This window comes from uncultured Tateyamaria sp. (assembly GCF_947503385.1).
In the GTDB taxonomy this organism is placed as follows: Bacteria; Pseudomonadota; Alphaproteobacteria; order Rhodobacterales; family Rhodobacteraceae; genus Tateyamaria.
This window is the reverse complement of the sequence record NZ_CANNDO010000006.1, coordinates 1-22535: the sequence shown is the minus strand read 5'-3', so window position 1 is coordinate 22535 and position 22535 is coordinate 1. Positions and strand designations below refer to the sequence as shown.

Annotated in this window: 20 protein-coding genes; 9 read left to right on the top strand and 11 right to left on the bottom strand. The window is 62.8% G+C overall.

Annotation, left to right across the window (positions count from 1 at the left end; translation table 11 throughout):
• Window positions 1-7 precede the first annotated feature (7 nt).
• Entirely contained in the window at window positions 8-805 is a 798-nt protein-coding gene (locus Q1A85_RS17380) for a helix-turn-helix transcriptional regulator (protein WP_299692365.1), read from the bottom strand.
• Between the two features lie 223 nt (window positions 806-1028).
• Between Q1A85_RS17380 and Q1A85_RS17375 the strand changes: the two genes are divergently transcribed.
• From Q1A85_RS17375 to Q1A85_RS17365, 3 genes are all read left to right on the top strand, one after another.
• Complete coding sequence (locus Q1A85_RS17375) at window positions 1029-1388, top strand: hypothetical protein (RefSeq protein WP_299692362.1); 360 nt, start codon at window positions 1029-1031, stop codon at window positions 1386-1388.
• A 94-nt stretch (window positions 1389-1482) separates the two neighbouring features.
• Window positions 1483-2637 (top strand): aromatic ring-hydroxylating dioxygenase subunit alpha, encoded by a 1155-nt coding sequence (locus tag Q1A85_RS17370; protein WP_299692359.1) that lies wholly within the window; start codon window positions 1483-1485, stop codon window positions 2635-2637.
• On the top strand, window positions 2634-2849 hold the full coding sequence (locus tag Q1A85_RS17365) for a hypothetical protein (RefSeq protein ID WP_299692356.1): 216 nt from the start codon (window positions 2634-2636) through the stop codon (window positions 2847-2849). The genes Q1A85_RS17370 and Q1A85_RS17365 overlap by 4 nt, the downstream gene beginning before the upstream one ends.
• Here Q1A85_RS17365 and Q1A85_RS17360 read toward each other — a convergent pair whose 3' ends face one another.
• From Q1A85_RS17360 to Q1A85_RS17335, 6 genes are all read right to left on the bottom strand, one after another.
• Window positions 2850-4265: an amidase gene (locus tag Q1A85_RS17360; RefSeq protein ID WP_299692353.1), complete on the bottom strand. Its 1416-nt coding sequence runs from the start codon at window positions 4263-4265 to the stop codon at window positions 2850-2852.
• Window positions 4262-5077 (bottom strand): hypothetical protein, encoded by an 816-nt coding sequence (locus Q1A85_RS17355; RefSeq protein WP_299692350.1) that lies wholly within the window; start codon window positions 5075-5077, stop codon window positions 4262-4264. The genes Q1A85_RS17360 and Q1A85_RS17355 overlap by 4 nt, the downstream gene beginning before the upstream one ends.
• Entirely contained in the window at window positions 5070-6194 is a 1125-nt protein-coding gene (gene prfB, locus Q1A85_RS17350) for a peptide chain release factor 2 (RefSeq protein ID WP_299692348.1), read from the bottom strand. Before prfB ends, Q1A85_RS17355 begins: the two co-directional genes overlap by 8 nt.
• A gap of 134 nt (window positions 6195-6328) precedes the next feature.
• A complete protein-coding gene (locus Q1A85_RS17345) occupies window positions 6329-8836 on the bottom strand; it encodes a PBP1A family penicillin-binding protein (RefSeq protein WP_299692345.1) in 2508 nt (835 codons plus the stop codon).
• Between the two features lie 99 nt (window positions 8837-8935).
• Window positions 8936-10144, bottom strand: coding sequence for an N-acetylmuramoyl-L-alanine amidase (locus tag Q1A85_RS17340; protein WP_299692342.1), 1209 nt, complete (start codon window positions 10142-10144; stop codon window positions 8936-8938).
• 61 nt (window positions 10145-10205) lie between these two features.
• A complete protein-coding gene (locus Q1A85_RS17335; RefSeq protein WP_299692339.1) occupies window positions 10206-11348 on the bottom strand; it encodes an aminotransferase class I/II-fold pyridoxal phosphate-dependent enzyme in 1143 nt (380 codons plus the stop codon).
• A gap of 21 nt (window positions 11349-11369) precedes the next feature.
• Between Q1A85_RS17335 and Q1A85_RS17330 the strand changes: the two genes are divergently transcribed.
• Genes Q1A85_RS17330 through Q1A85_RS17320 form a run of 3 tightly spaced genes read left to right on the top strand, consistent with a single transcriptional unit; the run spans window position 11370 to window position 14260 of the window.
• Window positions 11370-12707, top strand: coding sequence for a M48 family metalloprotease (locus Q1A85_RS17330; protein ID WP_299692336.1), 1338 nt, complete (start codon window positions 11370-11372; stop codon window positions 12705-12707).
• Between the two features lie 6 nt (window positions 12708-12713).
• Window positions 12714-13460, top strand: a complete 747-nt coding sequence (locus Q1A85_RS17325; protein ID WP_299692938.1) for a DsbA family protein — start codon at window positions 12714-12716, stop codon at window positions 13458-13460.
• Window positions 13457-14260, top strand: coding sequence for an isocitrate lyase/phosphoenolpyruvate mutase family protein (locus tag Q1A85_RS17320; RefSeq protein WP_299692333.1), 804 nt, complete (start codon window positions 13457-13459; stop codon window positions 14258-14260). Before Q1A85_RS17325 ends, Q1A85_RS17320 begins: the two co-directional genes overlap by 4 nt.
• 75 nt (window positions 14261-14335) lie before the next feature.
• Here Q1A85_RS17320 and ispG read toward each other — a convergent pair whose 3' ends face one another.
• The 3 genes from ispG to hemA form a co-directional block, all read right to left on the bottom strand.
• Window positions 14336-15463, bottom strand: a complete 1128-nt coding sequence (gene ispG / locus Q1A85_RS17315) for a flavodoxin-dependent (E)-4-hydroxy-3-methylbut-2-enyl-diphosphate synthase (RefSeq protein WP_299692330.1) — start codon at window positions 15461-15463, stop codon at window positions 14336-14338.
• Window positions 15464-15542: 79 nt separating this feature from the next.
• Window positions 15543-16748, bottom strand: a complete 1206-nt coding sequence (locus tag Q1A85_RS17310) for a RodZ domain-containing protein (protein ID WP_299692327.1) — start codon at window positions 16746-16748, stop codon at window positions 15543-15545.
• A 114-nt stretch (window positions 16749-16862) separates the two neighbouring features.
• A complete protein-coding gene (gene hemA, locus Q1A85_RS17305) occupies window positions 16863-18086 on the bottom strand; it encodes a 5-aminolevulinate synthase (protein WP_299692324.1) in 1224 nt (407 codons plus the stop codon).
• A 260-nt stretch (window positions 18087-18346) separates the two neighbouring features.
• Here hemA and Q1A85_RS17300 point away from each other — a divergent pair, with 260 nt between their 5' ends.
• Window positions 18347-19717 carry a M20/M25/M40 family metallo-hydrolase gene (locus Q1A85_RS17300; RefSeq protein WP_299692321.1) on the top strand — a complete coding sequence of 457 codons (1371 nt, stop codon included), beginning with the start codon at window positions 18347-18349 and terminating at the stop codon, window positions 19715-19717.
• Window positions 19718-19843: 126 nt separating this feature from the next.
• Entirely contained in the window at window positions 19844-20743 is a 900-nt protein-coding gene (locus Q1A85_RS17295; RefSeq protein ID WP_299692318.1) for an alpha/beta hydrolase, read from the top strand.
• Here the strand turns inward: Q1A85_RS17295 and Q1A85_RS17290 are convergent.
• Complete coding sequence (locus tag Q1A85_RS17290) at window positions 20728-21600, bottom strand: glycosyltransferase family 2 protein (protein ID WP_299692315.1); 873 nt, start codon at window positions 21598-21600, stop codon at window positions 20728-20730. The genes Q1A85_RS17295 and Q1A85_RS17290 overlap by 16 nt on opposite strands.
• Window positions 21601-21678: 78 nt before the next feature.
• Between Q1A85_RS17290 and Q1A85_RS17285 the strand changes: the two genes are divergently transcribed.
• Window positions 21679-22428: a hypothetical protein gene (locus tag Q1A85_RS17285; protein WP_299692312.1), complete on the top strand. Its 750-nt coding sequence runs from the start codon at window positions 21679-21681 to the stop codon at window positions 22426-22428.
• The last annotated feature ends 107 nt before the right edge of the window (window positions 22429-22535 follow it).

Genomic DNA, 22535 nt, shown 5'->3' with positions numbered 1-22535 from the left:
CCGACGCCTAGCGGAACGGCGTGTCGGGCTGCAACAGTCGTTTGTGAAACGGCAGCAAGGCGTCAACGCCGCAGTACCCGCCCGCTTTGCCCGCCGCTTTGGCGCTGGCGTGGGACGTGCCGAGGTGTTCATAGACCATACGCACCACCCGTTCGCCATCCGGGCTTTCCCGGACGGTGCGGGCCACGTACCCCACCCAGTAATTCTGTTCGAATGACGACACCCGCGTCAAAAAATTGAACGACGCCGTGCGCGCGTTTTGACGCGAGATCATGGAGGCCACGCCATCCTCCTGCCGGAACAGGATGCCACGAAACTCACGCGCGGCCCGGTTGATCGGCAGGCCCTGCGCCTCCATCGCGGCGCGCGCCTCGTAGCCGCGCACAAACGTCGTCGTCTTTTCGCGGAACACCCAGACCAGACCGATCACATAGCGGGACTGGTCCAGAAAGCTGCGGCGGGTAAAGCGATAAAAGCCTGACGGAAACATGTCTTCGGGCACAAAGCTGACGTCTTGGCCTAGGAAAGGGCGCAGGAATGCGCTGTTCAGCGGGTCTTCACCGTCCACGATGCTGGCGACGGGTTCCAGCAATACGCGCGCGTCCACTTCGAAAAAGTCGCAGATTCGCGCCAGAACGTCGGGGCGCGGGAAACTTTCGCCCGACAAATAGCGGTTGAACTGGGTCCTGTTGATGCCCAGCTGACGCGACAATTCGGAAATTGACGGGTACGCACGCGCCAACTGGCGCAGGTTCGCTCCAAACATGCTGCGCAATTCTGCCGGTGATCGGCGCATATCCGACATAGGGGTCTCTTTTCGTCAACTTGTTTGCACGAACACCGCGCGGAACCCACATTTGGACACTGTCTCACCCCTGAGTGACGCCATATAGCATCAGACCTGACGTGAAAATGCAACCGCACGATAAGCGCACGGACACAAAATGCAAGCGTACGTTGCCCACTTTACCATGTATTCAATGCCACAAATTGAGTTTCATAGGGGCACCCCAACTCAAGGTAGAAGAATGATTGGTGTAATCCTTTGGAGTGATCCTACCGAGAAAAAAGCCGTGATCTGGTGTGAAGACCACGGCGATCTCGCGTTCTTGTCCCGGCCCGATGCGATTGAGCTGCCCGACGCCTTTGTCGACGTCGGCGACGTTGTCGAATTTGACCTGCGCACCAAGCGCAGCACCCGTCAGGTCGAAAACGTGAAAATCCTGTCCGAAGCCCGTGCGGCCCCTCTGGTGGAGGAGTTGCGCACGACGCAGTCCGCGGTGCCTGCCGCGCATCTGCACCAAACCGCAGAGGTGATCCCGTTTCGGCTGGATGCCCCGGTGCGCCGTGCCGCGCAGTCGACCCCAAAAGTTCAGCGTCAAGGCTAGGCCGATTTTGTCGGCATTGGGAAAGACCGGTCGAAATTGAACATGCAGGGGCCCTAACCGGCCCCTAGCCTCGTTACAACTTTGCGAGGCTGACATGACCCAATCCGATCTAGATACCGTTCGCCGTCCCATTGCGTCGGCGCACGGATTGCCAAACGCGCATTACACCGATCAGTCCGTTTTTGACGAAGAACGCGACGCGCTGTTGGCGGCAGAGTGGGCCGGGCTTGGCGTTGTTGCGGATGTGCCCGAACCCGGCGATGCGCGCCCCTTGGACTTTCTTGGTATGCCGCTGCTGCTTTTGCGCGACAAGGCAGGTGCGGTGCGCGTGTTTCACAACATCTGCCGCCACCGGGGCATGATCCTTGTGGATGCGCCGCGCAAGATCGAAGGGGCGCTGCGCTGCCCCTATCACAGCTGGTGCTACAGCACCGATGGTCGGCTGGTGTCCACGCCGCATGTCGGTGGACCGGGCCAGAACACGGCCCAAGGGATCGAGCGCGACAGTCTCGGTCTTATGGAAGTGCGCAGCCACATCTGGATGGGGGTTGTCTGGATCAACCTGAGCGGTGACGCCGCGCCGTTCGAAGAACACCACGCCGACCTGCTGACCCGTTGGAGTGAATTCGACCGCCCGCTGTTTCACGGCGGTGCCGACAGCAGCTTTGCCCTTGATGTGGCGTGCAACTGGAAGCTGGCGGTGGAAAACTACTGCGAAAGCTATCACCTGCCGTGGGTGCATCCCGGTCTCAACAGCTATTCCCGGCTTGAGGATCATTACCATATCGAGGCCGCAGACAGGTATTCGGGTCAAGGCACGCATGTGTACCGCCAACTCGCCGGACCAGAGGGTCAGACATTCCGGGATTTCGACGGGCTGACCTCGAAATGGGACACCGCCGCCGAATATATCGCGGCTTATCCCAACGTGCTGCTGGGGGTCCATCGCGACCACGCCTTTGCCATTGTGCTGACGCCCAAGGGTCCGGGTCACACGCAGGAGCACATCCATCTGTTCTACCCCCAAGCGGACACCGATGCCGACCTGCGCGCGCGCAACACCGCACAATGGAAGGCGGTGTTCGAAGAAGACATCTTTGTCGTCGAGGGGATGCAGCGGGGCCGCCATGCGCCAGCCTTTGACGGCGGACGGTTTTCCCCTGCCATGGATGGGCCAACGCATATGTTCCACACCTGGGTCGCCGCTCGCGTCCAGCAGCACAGAGCACAGGCACACGCCGCCGAATGAATGCGCTGAACACGGCCTTGCTGGACGCACATGCACGGGATGACCGGACCGCGCTGGTGGCGCTTTACCAGCAGGCAGCAGAGGGTGCGCAGGACGACGCGCGCGGGTTTTTCTTGACCCAAGCCTATGTGTTCGCGCTGGAAACCGGGCACCCTGATTGCGCCGCGCTGCGCGCCAGCTTGGTGGCGATGGGGCGCGAGGCGCCGGGCTGATCAGCGCGGGGGTGGGCGCCGGGTGGGCCAATCGGTGGCCTGATGCCACGCTTCGGCCAGTTGCAAGAGCCGCGCATCGCTGCCCCTTGGACCGATCAGTTGCAGCCCCATAGGCAGGTTGTCCGGGCCGCCAAATCCTGCGGGCACGGACACGACAGGCAGACCGATCAGGCTCGCAGGCACAACAACCTCCATCCAGCGGTGATAGGTGTCCATTGTCGTGCCTGCGATCTCACGGGGCCAATCAAGCGTCACGTCGAAGGGCCACATCTGCGCCGTTGGCAGCGCCAGAGCGTCATAGGACTGGAAAAGCGTCACCGCCGTCTTGAACCAGTCGGTGCGGATCACGCTGGCGGCGTGCACCTCCGTGGCCGACAGCGCCAAGCCACGGGACACCTCCCATTGCGCTTGCGTGTTCAGGTGCGCCCGCTGGCGCTCGTTGTGGTAGAGAGGCGCAAGGCCGCCCGCGACCGCAAAGCTCCGCAACGTGGTCCAGGACTGCCAAAGCGCGTCGCGCCCGAACGGCGCATCCATCGCCTCGACCACGCAACCCAGATCGCCGAATTGCGCCAACGCATCTGCGCACAGCTCCAACACGCCGGCCTCCATAGCAAGTGCGCCACCCCAGTCGCCCAGCCACCCGATGCGCGGGCCAGCCAGATGCCCGTCAATCTGCGGCAATGTCGGCGCGGCACTCAGCCCGTGCGGCTGGCGCGGATCCGCGCCCGCCATCGTGTCCAGAAGCGCCGCCAGATTGCGCGGACAGCGCGCCATCGGACCATTTGTCGCCAGTTGGTGCAGGAATGCGTCGCCCTGCGGCTCCGACGGCACCAGCCCCCAAGTGGGCCGCATCCCATAGACGTTGTTCCAACCCGCCGGGTTGCGCAGGGAGCCCATCATATCGGACCCGTCCGCCACGCTCAGCATTGCACAGGCCAGTGCCACCCCTGCCCCGCCCGATGACCCGCCCGCGCTGCGCGCCGTGTCGTATGGGTTGCGCGTCGCGCCAAAGACCGGGTTCGTGCTGTGCGAGCCGAGACCAAATTGCGGCGTATTGGTCTTGCCGATGACAATCGCGCCAGCGGCGCGAAGCCGGGCTACCATGATGTCATCCTGCGCGGCCATCTGCCCGGCAAAAATCGTCGATCCCATGGATGTCGGGAACCCGGCGGCGTTGGCCAGATCCTTGATTGCAATGGGGATGCCGTGCAGCCATCCGCTGCGGTCACTGCCATCTGCCGCGCGCGCGTCGGCCATCAGCGCGTCCGGATCCTTGAGCGCGACAATGGCGTTGACGTCGCCGTTCACCGCATCAATGCGCGCCAGCGTGGCCTGCATCAGGTCCACCGCACGCAGATCACCCGCAGCCAACGCTTGTGACAGCGCCAACGCGCTGCTGCCGGGTCCCAAGGTCACGGTATTGATCCACAGGCAGGCGGACGTGGCGTGCCGCGATCCGTCGCCCCGTCAAAACTGTACCAGCCGCCCCCATGGGCGATCAGCCATATCTCGAACGCAAGCCACGCGTTTTTATGGGTGCCCCCGGTCAGATCGTTGGGCACGCCAAACCCATCCCCATCCAGAAATGTGACCCCATTCCGGCACGGCGTCCGTGGACCCACAGCACGCACAAATGGGTCGAACCATACCACAAGCTCATCATGCGTCGCCCGCAAATTGGCCGCAGAGGCCAGCCCCGCACATCGCCCGCTGGTCAGTTGCAAGCCCGGCGGCGTGACCAGAATGTCGTCACTGTAAAATCGCAGATCGCCCGATATCAGCCCTGCCGCGACCATGCGCCCATAGGCCAGGGCCGTTTCCTCTTCGGTCCATCCCTTGGCCAGCGGCATCCAGTCATCGAACGTCGCGCGGTCCAGCACACAGCCCGGGTCCACCGCACCCGATCCGTCATCATATGAAACAAAGGCGCGCAGCACGTCCGGATCGGTCAAAGCGGGTGCGCCTGTCACTGTGGGAAATGTGATGGTACAGATGTCCGCAGCCAGCAACACGTGGCCGCCCGCCAGCGGTTGCCCGCGCGATGACAGCGCCGCGATCTGGCCCGCGTCAAATCCTTCCGCTTTGGCCTGCGCCGCAGTTGCGGGGCCAATCACGCAGCCTTGCTGGCCAAGGTATGTCGATAAGACGGGCTGGTCATGTGCTACCTGCCCAAACGCCGCACCGCCCTGCATGGCAATGGAAACAATCAGGGCAAGCGCCCTAGTCACCCTGCGCCTCGGCCCGGGTCTTGCCACTGACATCCATGGCCAGCGTGGCGGCCATGAACCCGTCAAGATCACCATCCAGCACACCTTTGGTATCGGACGTCTCGTGATTGGTGCGCAGGTCCTTCACCATCTGGTAGGGTTGCAGCACGTAAGACCGGATCTGGTTGCCCCAGCCTGCATCTCCCTTGGCTTCGTGGGCCGCGTTGATGTCGGCGGTGCGGCGCTCCAGTTCCAACTGATAAAGGCGGCTCTTCAGTGCCTTCATCGCGATGTCCCGGTTTTGGTGCTGCGATTTCTCGGACGAGGTCACCACGATACCCGTGGGATGGTGCGTGATCCGCACTGCCGAGTCGGTGGTGTTGACGTGCTGGCCACCCGCGCCCGAAGACCGGTAGGTGTCGATGCGGATGTCGGCGGGGTTCACCTCCACCTCAATGTTGTCGTCCACAACCGGATAGACCCAGACCGAACTGAACGAGGTATGCCGCTTAGCCGCCGAATCGTAGGGCGAAATGCGCACCAGCCGATGCACGCCGCTTTCCGATTTCAGCCAGCCATAGGCATTTTGGCCGGTGATCTTGTAGGTTGCGGATTTGATCCCCGCCTCGTCGCCGCCCTGTTCGGCCTGCAACTCGACGTTATAGCCCTTCTTCTCCGCCCAGCGGACATACATCCGCGCCAGCATTGATGCCCAGTCGCAGCTTTCGGTACCACCTGCGCCCGCGTTAATCTCAAGAAAGGTGTCGTTGCCGTCGGCCTCCCCGTCCAGCAGCGCCTCCAACTCCTTTTGCGCCGCCAAAACGGCCAGCGACTTCAGAGCGGCCTCGGCGTCCCCCACCACCTCTGCGTCTTCTTCCATCTCGCCCAACGCGATCAACTCGATGTTGTCGGCAAGGTCTTGCTTGATCTGCGCGTGCGTGTCCATCGCGTCGACCAGCATCTGCCGCTCGCGCATCAGTTTTTGCGCAGCGTCCGGATTGTCCCACAGGTTTGGGTCCTCAACACGTGCGTTGAATTCCTCAAGCCGATGCTGAGCGGTGTCCACGTCCAGACGCTGCGCCAGCAGATCAAGCGATTTTTCAATCTCTTCCACGGTGTTCTGAACTTCGGCGCGCATGAGACCCTTCCTCTTACAGAGCCTTCGAATAGCGGATGGTCCGGGCGGTCACAAGCCAGAGCAACGCCAAAAGGGATGGCGGGTGGGGCGTCGTGGCCGGGCGCAGGCCCGGACACGCGCGTCACATGCCATCCTCAATACAGACCACCCGAGCTGAGCGTGCCAAAATTGGCCTTGTTGCCCACCACGGCCTTTTTCCCGGTCGACGTTGTGACCTGCCGGCCCCCGCCGCCCGCCTCTTCGAACAGCGGCAGGTCCGCACCCATGGCAAACCCACCGTCAAAGGTGATGCCAAAGATCGGCTCTTCGCCCTCGCGGAAACATTCGGCCACGACATTGTCGCCCGACGCCTCGGCACTCAGCCGCGAACCGGTGAACCGGTCGATCTTTTTGAATTCACATTGCTCCGGCACTTCAAAGGCCCCGCCACCGTATTTCTTGATGGCCTCCCCCATAAAATCCGCAAACACGCCGCCACAGGTGCGTCCGCTCGACACCGATCCGCCCAAGGGCTGAGGCTGGTCATAACCGATATAGCAGCCCGCCACGATATTGCTGGAAAAGCCCACGAACCACACGTCCTTGGTGTCGTTGGTTGTGCCCGTCTTGCCTGCGATCGGCACCGGCAGCTTGATCGACCGGGCGGTGCCACGATCCACCACGCCCTTCATCATCGACGTCAGCTGATAGGCCGTGACCGGGTCCATGACCCGTTCCCGGTTCGACACAATCTTGGGGCTGAACCCGGGGTCGAGGCTCGCCAGTCGGGTGCATTCCTCGCAATCGCGCTGGTCGTGGCGATAGACCGTGCGGCCAAACCGGTCCTGCACGCGGTCCACCAGCGTCGGCCGCACCCGTTCGCCACCGTTGGCAAACATCGCATAGGCCGACACCATCTGGTACAGCGTCGTCTCTTCGGCCCCCAGCGAATTGGCAAGGAAGGGCCGCATCCGGTCATAGACCCCAAATTCTTCGGCATAGCTTGCCACCACTTCCATCCCGACCTCCTCGGCCAGACGGATGGTCATCAGGTTTCTTGACTGTTCGATGCCCGTGCGCAACGGCGTGGGCCCGTAAAACTTGTTGGACGAGTTCTTGGGCCGCCACAAACCCTGCGGCGTGTTCACCTCGATGGGCGCATCGACCACGATGGTGGCTGGCGTGTAGCCACTGTCCAGTGCTGCGGCATAGACAAAGGGTTTGAAGCTGGAACCGGGCTGACGTTTTGCCTGCGTGGCGCGGTTGAACACCGAATGCTGGTAGCTGAACCCGCCCTGCATGGCGATCACGCGGCCCGTGTTGACGTCCATCGCCACAAACCCGCCCTGCACCTTGGGCACCTGCCGCAGGCTCCAACGAAGGAACGACCCGTCACCGTCGGCGGTCATGGCGCGCACATGCACCACGTCCCCAACCTCGAAATTGTCAACGAAGTTGCCCTTGAGCCATTTGATGTCCTCGCGCGGCACCACAGGTGCCGGCTCCTCCTCGGTCCAGCCTTCGATGCCGACGCGGAGCTGTTGGTCCTCGACCGCCAGCACCACTGCCGGGCGCCACACCCCATTCAGGTCGATGTCGCGCGCCACGGTCAGCGCAGGCAGCGTCACGGCCCAGTTTTCCAGATCCGCCCCTTCCAGCTTCTTGCCGGTGCCACGCCATTCGCCCTGATTGCGATCATAATCCTCGAGCTTGCGGCGCAGGGCACGCGCCGCAAAGGGCTGCATCTCCGCGTCAATGGTCGCGCGCACGGTGTAGCCGCCGGTAAAGAATTCGCCTTCGCCAAAATCCTCACTCAGCTGGCGACGGATTTCGTCGGTGAAATAATCACGCGGCGGCAGTTCCGCCTTGAAGCTCTCGAAATCACCGTTCTGCACAGATTTCAGCGGCATCGCCCGCTCGCTCTCATATTCCGCGCGCGTGATATACCCGTTTTCATACATCTCCTTGAGCACGAAGTTCCGGCGCGCCATCAGCCGGTCCTTGCGCCGCACGGGGTGGAAATCGGACGGCGCTTTGGGCAGGGACGCAAGGAATGCCGCCTCATGCGGGGCCAGATCACTCAGCTTCTTGTTGAAATAGGTCTGCGAGGCTGCCGCAACGCCATAGGAGTTCTGCCCAAGGAAAATCTCGTTCATGTACAGTTCGAGGATCTTTTCCTTGCTCAACGCCTCTTCGACACGGGCGGCGAGGATGATTTCCTTGATCTTGCGTTCGGCCTGCCGGTCGCCCGACAGCAGAAAGTTCTTCATCACCTGTTGCGTGATGGTCGAGGCGCCGCGTACGTCCTGCCCTCGCGACCGGATCGCGTCATAGGCGGCAGAGCCGATGCCCCGCAGATCGTAGCCTTCGTGGGTGTAGAAATTCTTGTCCTCGGCGCTGATGAATGCCTGTTTGACCAGATCGGGGATCGTGTCGGCGGGCGCAAACAGGCGACGCTCCTGCGCAAACTCGTCAATGATCTGACCTTCGCCGGAATAGATGCGGCTGATGGTTGCGGGTTGGTACTGCGCAAGGCTCTCATGGCTGGGCAGGTCGCGCCCATACATCCAGAACACGGCACCAATCGACAGGGCGACCATCATGGCCCCCATCGTGATCGTGGTGAATATCCCGCCAAAGAAGGAAAGAATGAACCGGAACATGGCCGCCCGCCTGTGCATGAACTGCGTTTTTATTGGGCTTCAACATACGCCTTTGCGCAGGCATCGTCAAAAGGTTGCCCATGCAAGATGCCGCCGATGTTACTGGCGGATCAGGGGCCGCGTGGCCGCGTCCGTGTCGCGCCATGCGAGGATGCCACCCGCCAGCGCCTCCACCATCACCGCGCGCCACACCGGATCGCGCAAATTGGCCAGATCGCGGGCGTCGGACAAAAACCCGACCTCAACCAGAACGGACGGGATATCGGCGCTTTTCAACACGGAAAACCCGGCTTCGCGGCGCGGGCGCTTGTTCATCGGGCCACCGGCGGCGCGCATCGCGTTGATCAGGGCTGTGGCCAGCGTGTCAGTGCGCGGCATCGTCTCGGTGCGCGCAATCTCCATCAGGACGGTGGCCACCTCATCATCTGCACCGCTTAGATCAATGCCCGCCAGAATGTCAGACCGGTCATGCTGTGCGGCCAGTTGGGCAGAGGCCGCATCGCTTGCCTCGTCGGACAGGGTGTAGACGGTGGCCCCCCGCGCCTGCCCCTGACTGAGCGCGTCAGCGTGCAAGGATACGAACGCATCCGCGCCAACCTGATGGGCCAGCGCCACGCGACCCGGCAACGACACAAACACATCTTCGTCCCGCGTCATCACAACCTCAACCCCACCTGCCCGGCGCAATGCATCTCGCAAATCGCGGCCAATGCTCAGCATCAACTCCTTTTCACTGGTGCTTTCCCGCACCGCACCGGGGTCGATGCCACCGTGGCCGGGATCAATCACCACGACAAAGCTGTCCGGCGCAGCCGGAGCCGGTGCCGCCGCAGCCTGCACGCCCCATCCCGCATCGTCCGGCGCGCGCGCCTTGGCAGAAAATGCATCCGCATCAACGGCTTTGAGCGTTATGTTCAACGTGGCGCGCCCATTGCTCTGGTCCACCGGCATCCCGATGGACGTGGGCAGCATCGGCGCATTCAGATCCAGCACCAGCCGCGACCAGCCGGGCTTGAACACACCAAAGCGCACGTCCGCGACGCGGCCTGCCTCCGCCAGCAAGTCGCTGCGCACGATGCCTTCGAAATCGACCTCCCGGAAATCCGCCACAAGCCGCGCCGGATTGTCGAGGGTAAAGACGCGGAACGGCACGCCCTGACTAAGCGACAAGGTCAGGGTGGTCCGACCAAACCAGCCGTCCTCGATCCCGCTGGCCGCAGGATCAATCCGCGCAAGACCGCTGAGGTCCTGCGCTTGCGCCGCAGAGGCCGCCAGCCAGATCAGAATTGCCGAGAAAAGTGCCCGCATCGGTGCCCGCTTGTTTTGCCACCACCATAGGCCAAGCGGCCCGGTACGGAAATGCCCCCTGTCACCGCCGCGCCATGAAATCGCGCAAGCGCTGCAAACCCTCGGCGATGTCTTGCGTGCTGCGCGCATAGGAAAAGCGCAGCGTCTGATGTCCCCGCACCGGGTCAAAGTCGAGGCCGGGTGTCACCGCGACCCCCGCCCGGTCCAGAATTTCGGCCGCAAAGGCGCGGCTGTCATCGGTCAGGTCCGACACATCCGCATAAACATAGAACGCCCCGTCGGGTGGTGCGATGTTGGTAAAACCGGCCATTGGCAGTCCGTCGAGCATCAGCGCGCGATTCGCCCGGTAAACGGCCAGATTTGCCTCAAGCTCCTCTGGTGCGTCCATCGCGGCAAGGGCCGCCACTTGGCTCGCATGGGGCGCGCAGATGAACATGTTTTGTGCCAGCCGTTCGACCACCCGCACATGGTCCGCCGGCACCACCATCCAGCCTACCCGCCATCCGGTCATGGAGAAATACTTGGAAAACGAATTGATCACATAGACATCGTCACTGATCTCAAGCGCAGAGACCGCTTTGGCCTCGTACTCGATGCCGTGGTAAATCTCGTCGCTGATGAACGCGGCACCCGCCCCTTGCGCTGCGTGAACAAGCGTCCCCATCGCATCGCGGGCCAGCATCGTACCCGAGGGGTTCGCGGGCGACGCCACCAACAAACCCGCCAGATCTTGCCCCGCAAGGTCGGCTGCAACCGGTTGCAAACGGTGTTCGGGGGCGGTTTGCAGATCGACGGGCACAAGGCCCAGTGCGCGCAGGATTTGCCGGTAGCTTGGATAGCCGGGCGCACCGATCCCTACCCGGTCGCCGCTGTCAAAAAGCGCATTGAATGCCAGCAGGAACCCGCCTGACGCGCCGGAGGTGATCACGACGCGCGCGGGATCAAGGTCGATGCTATACCACTCGCCATAAAGCTGCGCGATGCGCGCCCGAAGCTCTGGCAGCCCCAACGCCACGGTGTAACCCAGCGGTCCGGCCGCCATCGCATCGGTCAATGCGCGGATCGCCGCCTGCGGTGCGCCGGTGCCGGGCTGGCCCACTTCCATATGGATGATGTGGCGTCCTGCGGCCTCGGCGGCCCGCGCGGCTTCCATGACGTCCATCACGATGAAGGGATCGATGTCGCTTCGGCTTGAGGTTCGCATGGCGTCTCCTATGATCCTTGCATGACCTTTCATCGGCTTCTGTGGCAGGCGTCAATCCTGCTTTTGCTGTGCGCGCTGGCCCTGCCCGCCCGCGCTGTCACCCTGTTGCGTGATGCGGACATGGAATATGCCTTGGCGCAAGTGGCCGACCCGATCCTGCGGGCAGCCGGGCTGAGCGCATCGGGGACAAAAATCCTTGTCGTGGATGACGGGTCTCTGAACGCATTTGTGATCGGCAATGACGCGATTTACATCCATTCGGGCCTGATCTCGCGGATGGACAGGGCCGCGATGCTGCAAGCGGTGATCGCGCATGAGGCTGCCCATATCGCCAACGGACACATCACCCGGCGGCTGACCAATCTGGGGGCGGCCCGCAATGCCGCGGCCCTCGGCACGGCACTTGCCATCCTTGCGGGTGCCGCGTCCGGCAGCGGCAAGGCGGCGACCGGCCTTGCCATCGGCGCGCAAAGCGCGGCACAGCGCCAGTTTCTTGCCCACACACGCGCCGAGGAAAGCTCTGCCGACCAATCGGGCCTGCGCTACATGCGCAGTGCGGGTGTGCCGGTGTCGGGAATGCTGGACGTGATGCAACTCTTTCGCGGGCAAGAGGCCCTGTCGGCAGGTCGTCAGGACCCCTATGTGCGCTCCCACCCGCTCAGCCGCGACCGTCTGCGCGCGATTGAGGCGTTCGCCGCCGCCGCGGCCCGTGCCGAAACCGGTGGGGCCACGCCAGCGGATTACTGGTTCCTGCGCGCCAAAGGCAAGCTGACCGCGTTCCAGCGGCGCGGCAGCTGGACGTTGCGGCGGCTGGATGACAGCGGCGCGCAAGACATCGCTCTGATGCGCGAAGCGATCGCCCGACATCGCAATTCCGACACCAAACGCGCAGTGGCGGCGATCAACAAAGCCATCGCGCTGCGCCCGCAGGACCCGTTCTATTACGACCTCAAGGGCCAGATCCTGATGGAATCGCGCCAGTTCAACGCCGCCGTCAACGCCCATGCCCAAGCGGTAAAGCTGCGGCCACGCGACGGGCTTTTGCAGGCGGGCTATGGCCGGGCACTGCTGGCGACCGGCAATGACCGCGCAGCGCTCCAAGCGCTCGAACGTGCCCGCCGCGTCGATTTCCGCGACAGTTCCATGCTGCGCGACCTCAGCGTTGCCTATGCCCGCAATGGACAACGCGGCATGGCCTCCCTTGTCACCGCCGAACGCTACGCTCTGCGCGGTCGGCTTGAGGACGCGGGAATTCACGCGAAACGGGCCTCCGGGCTCTTGCCCGAAGGGTCCGGCCCTTGGCAACGTGCACAGGATGTGCTCCTTGCCTCTGAACGTGCCGCCAAGAAACGGAGATAGTCGATGATGTTGCGTACCCTCTTTGCTGCCCCTGCCTTGGCCCTGTGTATGGCCCTGCCCGCAAGCGCTCTGGACCTCACCCAGATGACCGACGAGGAACGCGCGATCTTCCGCGAAGAGGTCCGCGCCTACCTGCTCGACAATCCGCAGGTGATCATGGAAGCCGTCGCCGTTCTCGAAGAACGCGAAGCCGCCGCACAGGCGCAAGCCGATCAAAGCCTGGTGTCAGACAACGCCGCCGACATCTTTGACGACGGGTTCAGCTGGGTGGGCGGCAACCCGGAGGGCGACATCACACTGGTCGAATTCCTCGACTACCGCTGCGGGTTCTGCAAGCGCGCCCACACAGAAGTGGCCAAGCTGCTGGAAACCGACGGCAATATCCGCCTGATCGTCAAGGAATTCCCGATCTTGGGCGAACAGTCCCTGCTGGCATCGCGCTTTGCCGTGGCGACCAAGCAGATTGCGGGCGATGACGCCTACAAGGGTGTGAATGATGCGCTGATGGCGATGAACGGTGACGTCAACATGCGTGCGCTGCGCCGCATGGCCGCGACCTTTGGCCTTGATGCGGACGCGATCGAGGCGCAGATGGACAGCGCCGAAGTCACCGACGAAATCCGCCGCACCCGCGCGCTGGCGCAGCGGTTGCAAATTACCGGAACGCCGACCTTCGTGCTGGAAGATGAACTGCTGCGCGGCTACCTGCCCTATGACGAGATGCAGGCGCTGGTCAACGACAAGCGGGGATGAGCCGCTTTCTTGATCTGCACGTGCCCGGTACGCCGCTGGTGATGCCAAACCCGTGGGACGTGGGCAGCGCGGTGATGTTGCAGGCCTTGGGCGCGCACGCATTGGCGTCGACCTCTGCCGGGGCGGCGTTCGCGCAGGGCAAACAGGACGGCGACCTTTCGCTGGACGAAATGATCGCTGCGGCGGTTGCGATAAACGGTGCAACGGATGTGCCTGTCTCTGCCGATCTTGAAAACGGTGGGGGCCAAAGCCCTGATGCGGCGGCTGCGGCAGTGGCATTGGCAGCGCAAGCGGGGCTTGCGGGCGTCTCCATCGAGGACCTTGGGCAGATTGCAGGCGATCCAATCTATCCGTTCGATCTGGCACTGGCCCGTGTGGAGGCGGCCGTCGACGCGGCCCGCGCGCACGGCATTGTCCTCACGGCCCGATCCGAAGGCTTGCTAACCGGCACACTCACGCTTGAACAGGTTTGCGACCGGATGACGGCCTTTGCCAGCGCGGGCGCGGATGTGGTTTTTGCCCCGGCGCTTGCATCCTCGGATGATGTACGCGCGGTGGTCAAAGCGGCGGGCGACACGCCTGTCAGCGTGTTGGTCGGCGCAGCCAACACCGCATTGACGGTGCAAAATCTTGCAAACCTTGGCGTGGCACGGATCAGCGTCGGCTCCGGTCTGGCCCGCGCAGCCTATGGCGGTGCCCTGTCGGTGATCCGCGCAGCCCTGTCAGACGGTCGTTTCGACTATCCCCAAAGCACCGCCAGCTTTGCCGAGATCGAGGCCCTGCTCAGCCCAAAATCCTGACACTCTCTGGTGACGCGACGATGGGACGGTGGGCGGGGCGCCTTTGGCTTCAGCCAAACAGCGCCGTACATCCGTCTACTCAGCCGCTTGCGCCGCTTCTGCCGCGTCCAATTCTGCGGCCTTCTTCTCGACCTGTTCGACGATGTGTTCGACCATCTGATCGTTGTCCATCGCGTGGCTCTTGGCCCCGCCCAGATAGACCATGCCGCGCCCCGATCCGCCGCCGGTCCAGCCCACATCCGTCATCAGCGCCTCGCCCGGCCCGTTCACAACGCAGCCGATGATGCTCAGGCTCATCGGCGTCTTGATATGCGCCAGCCGCTCTTCCAGCGTCTCGACCGTCTTGATCACGTCAAAGCCTTGTCGCGCGCAGGACGGGCACGAGATGATGTTCACGCCGCGGTGGCGCAGCCCCAGGGATTTGAGGATCTCATAGCCGACCTTGACCTCTTCGACCGGATCCGCCGAAAGCGACACGCGGATCGTGTCACCGATGCCCATCCACAACAGATTGCCCAGCCCAATGGCCGACTTGATCGTGCCCGACGTCAGCCCGCCCGCCTCGGTGATGCCAAGGTGGATCGGCGCATCCGTCGCCTCAGCCAATTGCTGGTAAGCGGCGGCGGCCATGAACACATCCGACGCCTTGCAGCTGATCTTGAATTCGTGAAAGTCGTTGTCCTGCAGGATCTTGATGTGGTCGAGGCCGGATTCCACCATCGCGTCCGGGGTCGGCTCGCCATATTTTTCCAGCAGGTGCTTTTCAAGACTTCCCGCATTCACTCCGATGCGGATCGAGCAATTGTGGTCGCGGGCGGCCTTGATGACCTCCTTGACCCGGTCCTCGGACCCGATATTGCCCGGGTTGATGCGCAGGCAAGCGGCCCCCGCCTCTGCCGCCTCGATCCCGCGTTTGTAGTGGAAATGGATATCGGCCACGATCGGCACAGGGCATTCCGGCACGATCTCTTTCAAGGCAGCCGACGACGCCTCATCCGGGACAGAGATGCGCACAATGTCCGCCCCCGCCTCGGCCGCCGCCTGCACCTGTGCGATGGTGGCCGCCACATCGGTGGTCAGCGTGTTTGTCATGGTCTGCACCGTGATCGGCGCATCGCCGCCCACCGGCACATTGCCCACCATGATCTGGCGGCTTTCACGGCGGTAGATATTGCGCCACGGGCGGATGTGGTTCAGCGACATGGGGACCCCGTCAAAAGCCGATCAGCAGTTGTCAGACAAAATAGACAGTGCGGTGCAAAGCGGCAATGGGGTGCGGCGCTTATTCCGTGTCTTGGGTGATGGCTGCGGCCCGCGCCTCGGCATAGCGCACCAGCCCCTCATCGGTGGACACGTCCACGGGCAGATACGTTTCCTTGAGGCCCGCAATTTCAAGCGGCAGGTTCGACGTCACCTGACCGGTGTCACCCACAGGGCCATAGAATTTATCATTCATCGCAAAATAGATCGCACCGCTTTCGCCTGTGCGCAGGGTCGGCGCCTCTTCTGTCAGAGGGGCGTTCCACGTGTCACCCGCCTGCATTGTCGCCTCAAAGATCACAGTGCCGTCCGCAGCACGCACACGCACCCAGCTTGGGCGAACGGCGACCATGGTCAGTCCCGGTGTCACGTCTTCGACAACGCGTGGCACCGATGGCGCATCCAGCGCCTCTTGCAGAGCGCGGTCCACGCCAGCGACGGTTTCAGGCGCCGCGCCGGGGGTCGCGAACGTGCCAAGGTCGCGGGGGTTCAGCGTCGCAATCGGTGCGTCACGCGCAACAAGCACCGGCACGTCAAGCGCCTGCGGGCGATACAGTCGGTCCAGCGCATCTGCACGCGGCGTTTCAATGGATGGGCCAGCAGGCGTCGCGGCCGGTGCCACAGCGTCAAGCGGGTCCAGATCCGACAGCACAACAGGCGTCTGTTCCACCGGGGCCACCTGCACGCGCTGCACTTCTTGCAGGACGGCAAAGCCACCCCAGCCGATGCCACCGATCAGCGCCAGCAAGACCAGCGAAGACCCAATGGCGCGCGGCTCGATATGCGACCAGATGGCCTCTGCCGCCGGGACAAACGGTGTCGCGGGGGCGGAAAAGATATCTGCGCCCGGACCTTTGCCCAAACGATCCTCGCGGGACGGCTTTTTGATAACAGAGGCTTCGGCAGACATGCCATGCGCCACTTCGAACCCGCTTTCCTGACAAAAAATGGAAAAGGCGTGGTCCGGGTCCATGTTCAGGTAGCGCGCATAGGACCGCACGTAACCAGCGATAAAGCCTGGCGTATCAAAAGCGCTGGGATCGCAGGCCTCGATGGCGGCGATATAACTTGCCTTGATGCGCAATTCACGCTGAACGTCCAAAAGGGATTTGCCGAGCGTCGCGCGTTCGCCGCGCATGACATCGCCCAAACGCAGCTCAAAGTCGTCAAAGCCCTTTGGCTTTGCGACTTCATTTGTGTCGGATTTATCGGCTCTGCGCCCGATCATTCCCGCTGCCCCAAATGTCCCTAGTGTCAGCTATCGCACAGGTTGCGATTCGCTTCACCGTGTTTGTTAGGCACAGGTTAACACACCGCAAGGCCGTTTGCACATTTTAGCTGATTATCCGGCACTTTCTGCGCGGTTTAGCGCGCAATGCGACCAAAGTTGATCCATCGCATTAACCAATGCATCAATTTCCCCCGGACCATGGACGGGCGACGGTGTGAACCGCAACCTCTCTGTGCCGCGCGGCACTGTGGGAAAGTTGATTGGCTGCACGTAGATGCCGTGATCCTGCAACAGCATATCGCTCAGCATCTTGGTGTGCACCGGATTGCCCACCATGACAGGCACAATGTGGCTCCCATGGTCAATGATCGGCAGACCCAATCCCTTGAGCCGCAGCTTGAGCGCTTTGGCCTGCGCCTGATGGTCCGCGCGCAGATTTTCCGCCGTCTTCAGAAAGGCGACAGAGGCCGCAGCCCCCGCAGCAACGGCGGGCGGCAATGACGTGGTAAAGATAAAGCCCGGCGCATAAGACCTTATGGCGTCACACATTTTTTCCGATGCCGCGATATAGCCGCCCATCACCCCATACGCCTTGGCCAGCGTACCATTGATGATGTCGATACGCCCCATCAGCCCATCGCGTTCGGCCACACCAGCACCGCGCGGGCCGTACATGCCCACCGCGTGCACCTCGTCGATATAGGTCAGCGCACCAAACTCGTCCGCCAGATCGCAAATCGCCTCGATCGGGCCAAAATCTCCGTCCATCGAATAGATCGATTCAAAGGCGATGACCTTGGGCGCATCCGCGTCGTCCGCCGCCAACAGCTCGCGCAGGTGATCGAGATCATTGTGACGGAAGATGCGCTTGGCACCGCCATTGCGGCGCACCCCTTCGATCATCGAGGCGTGGTTGAGCGCGTCAGAATAAATAATGAGGCCTGGAAACAGCTTGGGCAGCGTACTTAATGTGGCGTCATTGGCGATGTAAGCGCTGGTAAACAGCAGCGCAGCTTCCTTGCGGTGCAGATCAGCCAGTTCCGCCTCGAGCCGTTTGTGATAGACAGTTGTGCCCGAGATGTTGCGCGTGCCGCCCGAACCGGCCCCAGTGGCGTCAATCGCCTCGTGCATGGCCTTCAACACGATCGGGTTCTGGCCCATGCCCAGATAGTCGTTGCCGCACCAGACAGTGATCGGCTTTTGAGTGCCATCCGGCTGCGTCCAGCTTGCATGAGGGAACTGGCCCTTTTGCCGCTCAATATCGATAAAGGTGCGGTAGCGCCCTTCGTCGTGCAGCCGTTGCAACGCGTGATCCAGTTGGCCGTCGTAATCCACCGAAAGGTCCCCTTCGTCTCTGCCCGCGGCACCGCCGCCGGACTATTTAGAACGAATATAGATTGCCAGAGCGCCGTTCAATGCAAATGACATGCGCGTCATGTCGCAGGTTGGCGGTTCCGACGTGCCGATATGCGTCCGATATTTCCGATACTTGGCGTCCGACCGGCGCGACCGCGTTGATCTGGATCAACCGCAGCCTCTGGACAGTCCGTTTGGCTCTGCGCACTGTGCGCCGCGACAGATATTCAGGAGCGACCATGACCCTCGACGCCGTCCTTTCCCGCATTGACGCCGACCTGCCCCACGCGACCGAACGGCTGATGGAGCTGTTGCGCATCCCGTCGATCTCGACCGACCCGGCCTTTGCCGAACACTGCCAGACGGCGGCGGACTGGCTGGTGGCGGATCTCGCCAGCATCGGGGTCAAGGCGGACAAGCGGGACACGCCGGGCCACCCGATGGTGGTTGGGCACGTGGACGGCGACGGCCCGCACCTGCTGTTTTACGGCCACTACGACGTGCAGCCCGTCGACCCGCTCGACCTGTGGGACCGCGACCCGTTCGATCCAGAGGTACAGGACACGCCCAAAGGCCGCGTGATCCGCGCCCGCGGCGCGTCTGATGACAAGGGCCAACTGATGACTTTTGTCGAGGCGTGCCGCGCGTGGCAGGCCGAACACGGCACCCTGCCCTGCAAGATCACCTTCTTTTTCGAAGGAGAGGAAGAATCGGGTTCGCCCTCCCTTGTGCCGTTCATGCAAGCCAACGCGGATGAACTGCGCGCCGATCTCGCGCTGATCTGTGACACGGGCCTCTTTGAATCGCGCGTGCCCGCAATTGTCACGATGCTGCGCGGCCTGCTGGCCGAAGAGATCACAATCACCGCCCCCGACAAGGACCTGCATTCCGGGATGTATGGCGGCGTGGCGATGAATCCGATCCGCGTGCTCAGCCGCGTCCTTGCCGGGCTGCATGATGATCAAGGCCGCGTGACCGTGCCGGGGTTTTACGACGGCGTGCCTGAACTGCCCGACGCGATCCGCAGCCAATGGCAAGGGCTGGCATTTGATCACAAGACGTTTCTTGGCGACGTAGGCCTGTCCGAGCCCGCAGGCGAACAGGACCGCACCCCGGTCGAGATGATCTGGTCCCGCCCGACCTGTGACGTCAACGGCATCTGGGGCGGCTATACCGGCGATGGGTTCAAGACGGTCCTGCCGTCGCAAGCCTCCGCAAAGGTCAGCTTTCGCCTCGTGGGCGATCAGGACCCGCACAAAATCCGCGACAGCTTCCGCCAGATGGTCCGGGACACGCTGCCGCCAGACTGCACGGTTGAATTCACCGGGCATGGTGCCAGCCACGCCTCGTCCACACCAACCGACGCGCCCGCATTCGAGGCCGCGCGGACCGCGCTCAGTGACGAATGGGGTGTGCCTGCGGCCTATGTGGGCTGCGGCGGGTCGATCCCGATTGCGGGTCATTTTCAGGACATCCTCGGAACAACGCCCATGCTGATCGGCTTTGGCAAGGATGACGATCAAATCCATTCGCCCAACGAAAAATACGATATGGAGAGCTTTCACAAAGGCATCCGCAGCTGGGCCCGCGTGTTGGCGGCGCTGACATGACAATGCCCCGGCCCCGTATCTTTGCAATCGCCCCGTTTGGGCCTGAAACGCGCCCCCCGTGCCGTTCCGGGCCCGCCCTCACCCCGCAGCCGGGCGCGTGCGCGCAACGCCCGGACCTAGGCCGACATGTCTTCTTCTGACCCAAAATACCACGGGGGTGTGGGGGCTGGCCCCCACTCCGACGTCGCAGATATCGCCCATGATGTCATTGGCAGCGGTCCGCCTGTGCTGCTCTTGCACGGGTTTCCGCAGACGCGCGCGATGTGGCACGCCATCGCCCCCCGCATCGCTGAGGCGTTCACGGTCGTCACCGCAGATCTGCGCGGATACGGGCACAGTCACCGGCCCGCGGACATGGAAGAGATGAGCTTTCGCGCCATGGCGGCCGATCAGGTGGCGCTGATGCGCCGCCTCGGGTTCGACCGCTTTCACGTTGTGGGCCATGATCGTGGCGGGCGCACGGCGCACCGCATGGCCCTCGATTCGCCCGATGCGCTATTGTCCATGACCGTTATGGACATCGTGCCCACGCAATTTCTGCTGACCCGGATGACCCACGAGATCGCGCGGGCCTACTATCACTGGTTGTTCCTTGCGCAGCCCGAACCCCTGCCCGAAACGCTCATCAACCGCGACCCGGTCGCGTATTTCGAGGGCATCCTGACCGGCATCGGCGGCGACGGTGCCCAATTCGACCCCCGCGCGATGGAGGCGTATCGCACCGCGTGGCGCAACCCGGACGTGGTGCGGTGCATGTGTAATGACTATCGCGCCGCCATTGACGTCGATCTGGCGCTGGACACCGCCGATCTGCACCGCACAGTCGATATCCCGTCCCTCGTGCTTTTTGGTGCCGATGGTATCATGGCCCAGCATTTTGATGTGCCCGGCACATGGGCCCCGCATCTACGCGATATGCACAGTCAGGCGATCCCCGGCGGCCATTTCTTTCCCGACACACATCCCGGCGCGACCACCCAAGCGCTGCTTGATTTCCTTGGCGCACAGGCTCAGATCGCGCCGTAAAACCGCTCGGGCAACAGGTATTGCGTGTCATATTCAGGGCGGTCGAATTGATAAAACCCGGTCTCGCCCCGGGGTTTAAAGCTGCGCTGCATTCTGCGCCGCAAGGGCCGCATGTCGAACGCGTCCTGCATCTCCAGCGTCTCGAATGCCTCGAACACAGCGCGGTCCTCACCGCGCGCTTCGGCAAACCAGTGCCGCCCGACAGCGGCATCCTTGATGGTTGAATTCAGCGCATCCGTCACGGCGTTGCGCTGATCCATCACGCCCGAGTAGATGCCGAAATCGCAGAATTTCAGATGAAACAGGAACAGAGGTTCCGGTGTCAGCAGTTTCGGAAACTGCGTAAAATGCCCGCCCCGCGCGATCTTGACCGGGGCCGACACGATGCACGGTTTCGAATAATGCGGCGCGGGCCTTACATGGCGACGCGGCCCGAGGATACGATCCTCGATCGGCGCATCCTCCAGATCGACGCGGTGGATCACCTCCAGCCCAAGCGGGGTAAACACTTTGCCCTTGGGCGATTGCCTGAGAAAATCTGGCAATGATCCGTCCACGCCGGGGTCCCACACCACCAACTCGTCTACGTCACCCACGACGATGTGTTTGTAGTATTTGCGCAGCCCCTCGACGAGGTTGTTCAGCAACTGCCAGCGTTTGACATCAAAATTCTTGTGCGGGTCGCCCGGAATGCCAAAGATGTTGCACCCTTCGGCCAGCGCCGCCACCTCTGCGCCGCGCCCGTGATTGACGATGTAGCAGTTTTCCCGCCCGAACATCTCACCGTAGTGGCGCAGCCACGCTTTGAGGAAAAACGCATCATCGCGCACCATGGTAACGGCGGCCACTGTTTGCATCTGCTAGGGTCCTGCTCGGGATCGTTTTGCGGCACACTAGCCGATGAAGTCCCCCCTGAGAACGACAAAAGAGCGCTTATGACCCTGCCCGCCGCCTTTGCCGACACCGGATTTTTCGCCACGCGCGCCGGGGACAGGCCCATCACGCGCTATCAGGTGCTGGGCGAACGGTCATCGGGCACGAACTTTGTCAAGCGTCTGCTGGGCCGCAACACGCCCCTGAAACCGTCGGAGGCGCTGGGGTGGAAACACGGATTTCCGCATATGATGGCGATCCCAGCGGACATGGCTGTGATCTGCGTGGTGCGCCGGGCCGACACGTGGGCGCGGTCCATGTTCGACAAACCCTGGCACACGACGCCCGCGATGCAGCAGATGGCATTTTCGGAATTTCTGCGCGCGCCGTGGGATACGGTCATTGACCGACCCCGCTATTTCGAGGGGCTGGTGCCCGATGGCAGTATCGGCGCGCCATTGCAACATGACCGTGATCCGGCCACGGGACGCGCCTTTGCCAACCTCTTTGCCCTGCGGCGCGCCAAGCTGGCGCATCTGCTGACACTGCCCGCGCGCGGCTGCACATGTGTCGTTCTGCGGATGGAGGACGCGCAGAGCGCACCCGAGGCGACGCTGGCGCGGCTCGCAGATGCGCTTGGCACGGAACCCGGCGCGGATTTTCGCCCCGTCGTCAAACGGTTGGGGTCCAAGTTCAAAGCCGCAGTGCCCGCACGCCCCACCCTGCCCGATGACTGGAGCGCGGACGACCTTGCCCATCTCAAGGCGTCGGTGGACGCAGAACAGGAAGCGATGCTGGGATATGCCTACTAGGGCGCGGACACTCTGACGACATCTGAGGAAAGTGGCGCGGTTGACGGGGCTCGAACCCGCGACCCCCGGCGTGACAGGCCGGTACTCTAACCAACTGAGCTACAACC

Excerpts from the sequence above, each read along its gene's own strand:
- Q1A85_RS17380 (WP_299692365.1), bottom strand. The coding sequence starts at position 805 with ATGTCGGATATGCGCCGATCACCGGCAGAATTGCGCAGCATGTTTGGA.
- Q1A85_RS17375 (WP_299692362.1), top strand. The coding sequence starts at position 1,029 with ATGATTGGTGTAATCCTTTGGAGTGATCCTACCGAGAAAAAAGCCGTG.
- Q1A85_RS17370 (WP_299692359.1), top strand. The coding sequence starts at position 1,483 with ATGACCCAATCCGATCTAGATACCGTTCGCCGTCCCATTGCGTCGGCG.
- Q1A85_RS17365 (WP_299692356.1), top strand. The coding sequence starts at position 2,634 with ATGAATGCGCTGAACACGGCCTTGCTGGACGCACATGCACGGGATGAC.
- prfB (WP_299692348.1), bottom strand. The coding sequence starts at position 6,194 with ATGCGCGCCGAAGTTCAGAACACCGTGGAAGAGATTGAAAAATCGCTT.
- Q1A85_RS17345 (WP_299692345.1), bottom strand. The coding sequence starts at position 8,836 with ATGTTCCGGTTCATTCTTTCCTTCTTTGGCGGGATATTCACCACGATC.
- Q1A85_RS17340 (WP_299692342.1), bottom strand. The coding sequence starts at position 10,144 with ATGCGGGCACTTTTCTCGGCAATTCTGATCTGGCTGGCGGCCTCTGCG.
- Q1A85_RS17335 (WP_299692339.1), bottom strand. The coding sequence starts at position 11,348 with ATGCGAACCTCAAGCCGAAGCGACATCGATCCCTTCATCGTGATGGAC.
- Q1A85_RS17330 (WP_299692336.1), top strand. The coding sequence starts at position 11,370 with ATGACCTTTCATCGGCTTCTGTGGCAGGCGTCAATCCTGCTTTTGCTG.
- Q1A85_RS17325 (WP_299692938.1), top strand. The coding sequence starts at position 12,714 with ATGTTGCGTACCCTCTTTGCTGCCCCTGCCTTGGCCCTGTGTATGGCC.
- Q1A85_RS17320 (WP_299692333.1), top strand. The coding sequence starts at position 13,457 with ATGAGCCGCTTTCTTGATCTGCACGTGCCCGGTACGCCGCTGGTGATG.
- ispG (WP_299692330.1), bottom strand. The coding sequence starts at position 15,463 with ATGTCGCTGAACCACATCCGCCCGTGGCGCAATATCTACCGCCGTGAA.
- Q1A85_RS17310 (WP_299692327.1), bottom strand. The coding sequence starts at position 16,748 with ATGATCGGGCGCAGAGCCGATAAATCCGACACAAATGAAGTCGCAAAG.
- Q1A85_RS17300 (WP_299692321.1), top strand. The coding sequence starts at position 18,347 with ATGACCCTCGACGCCGTCCTTTCCCGCATTGACGCCGACCTGCCCCAC.
- Q1A85_RS17295 (WP_299692318.1), top strand. The coding sequence starts at position 19,844 with ATGTCTTCTTCTGACCCAAAATACCACGGGGGTGTGGGGGCTGGCCCC.
- Q1A85_RS17290 (WP_299692315.1), bottom strand. The coding sequence starts at position 21,600 with ATGCAAACAGTGGCCGCCGTTACCATGGTGCGCGATGATGCGTTTTTC.
- Q1A85_RS17285 (WP_299692312.1), top strand. The coding sequence starts at position 21,679 with ATGACCCTGCCCGCCGCCTTTGCCGACACCGGATTTTTCGCCACGCGC.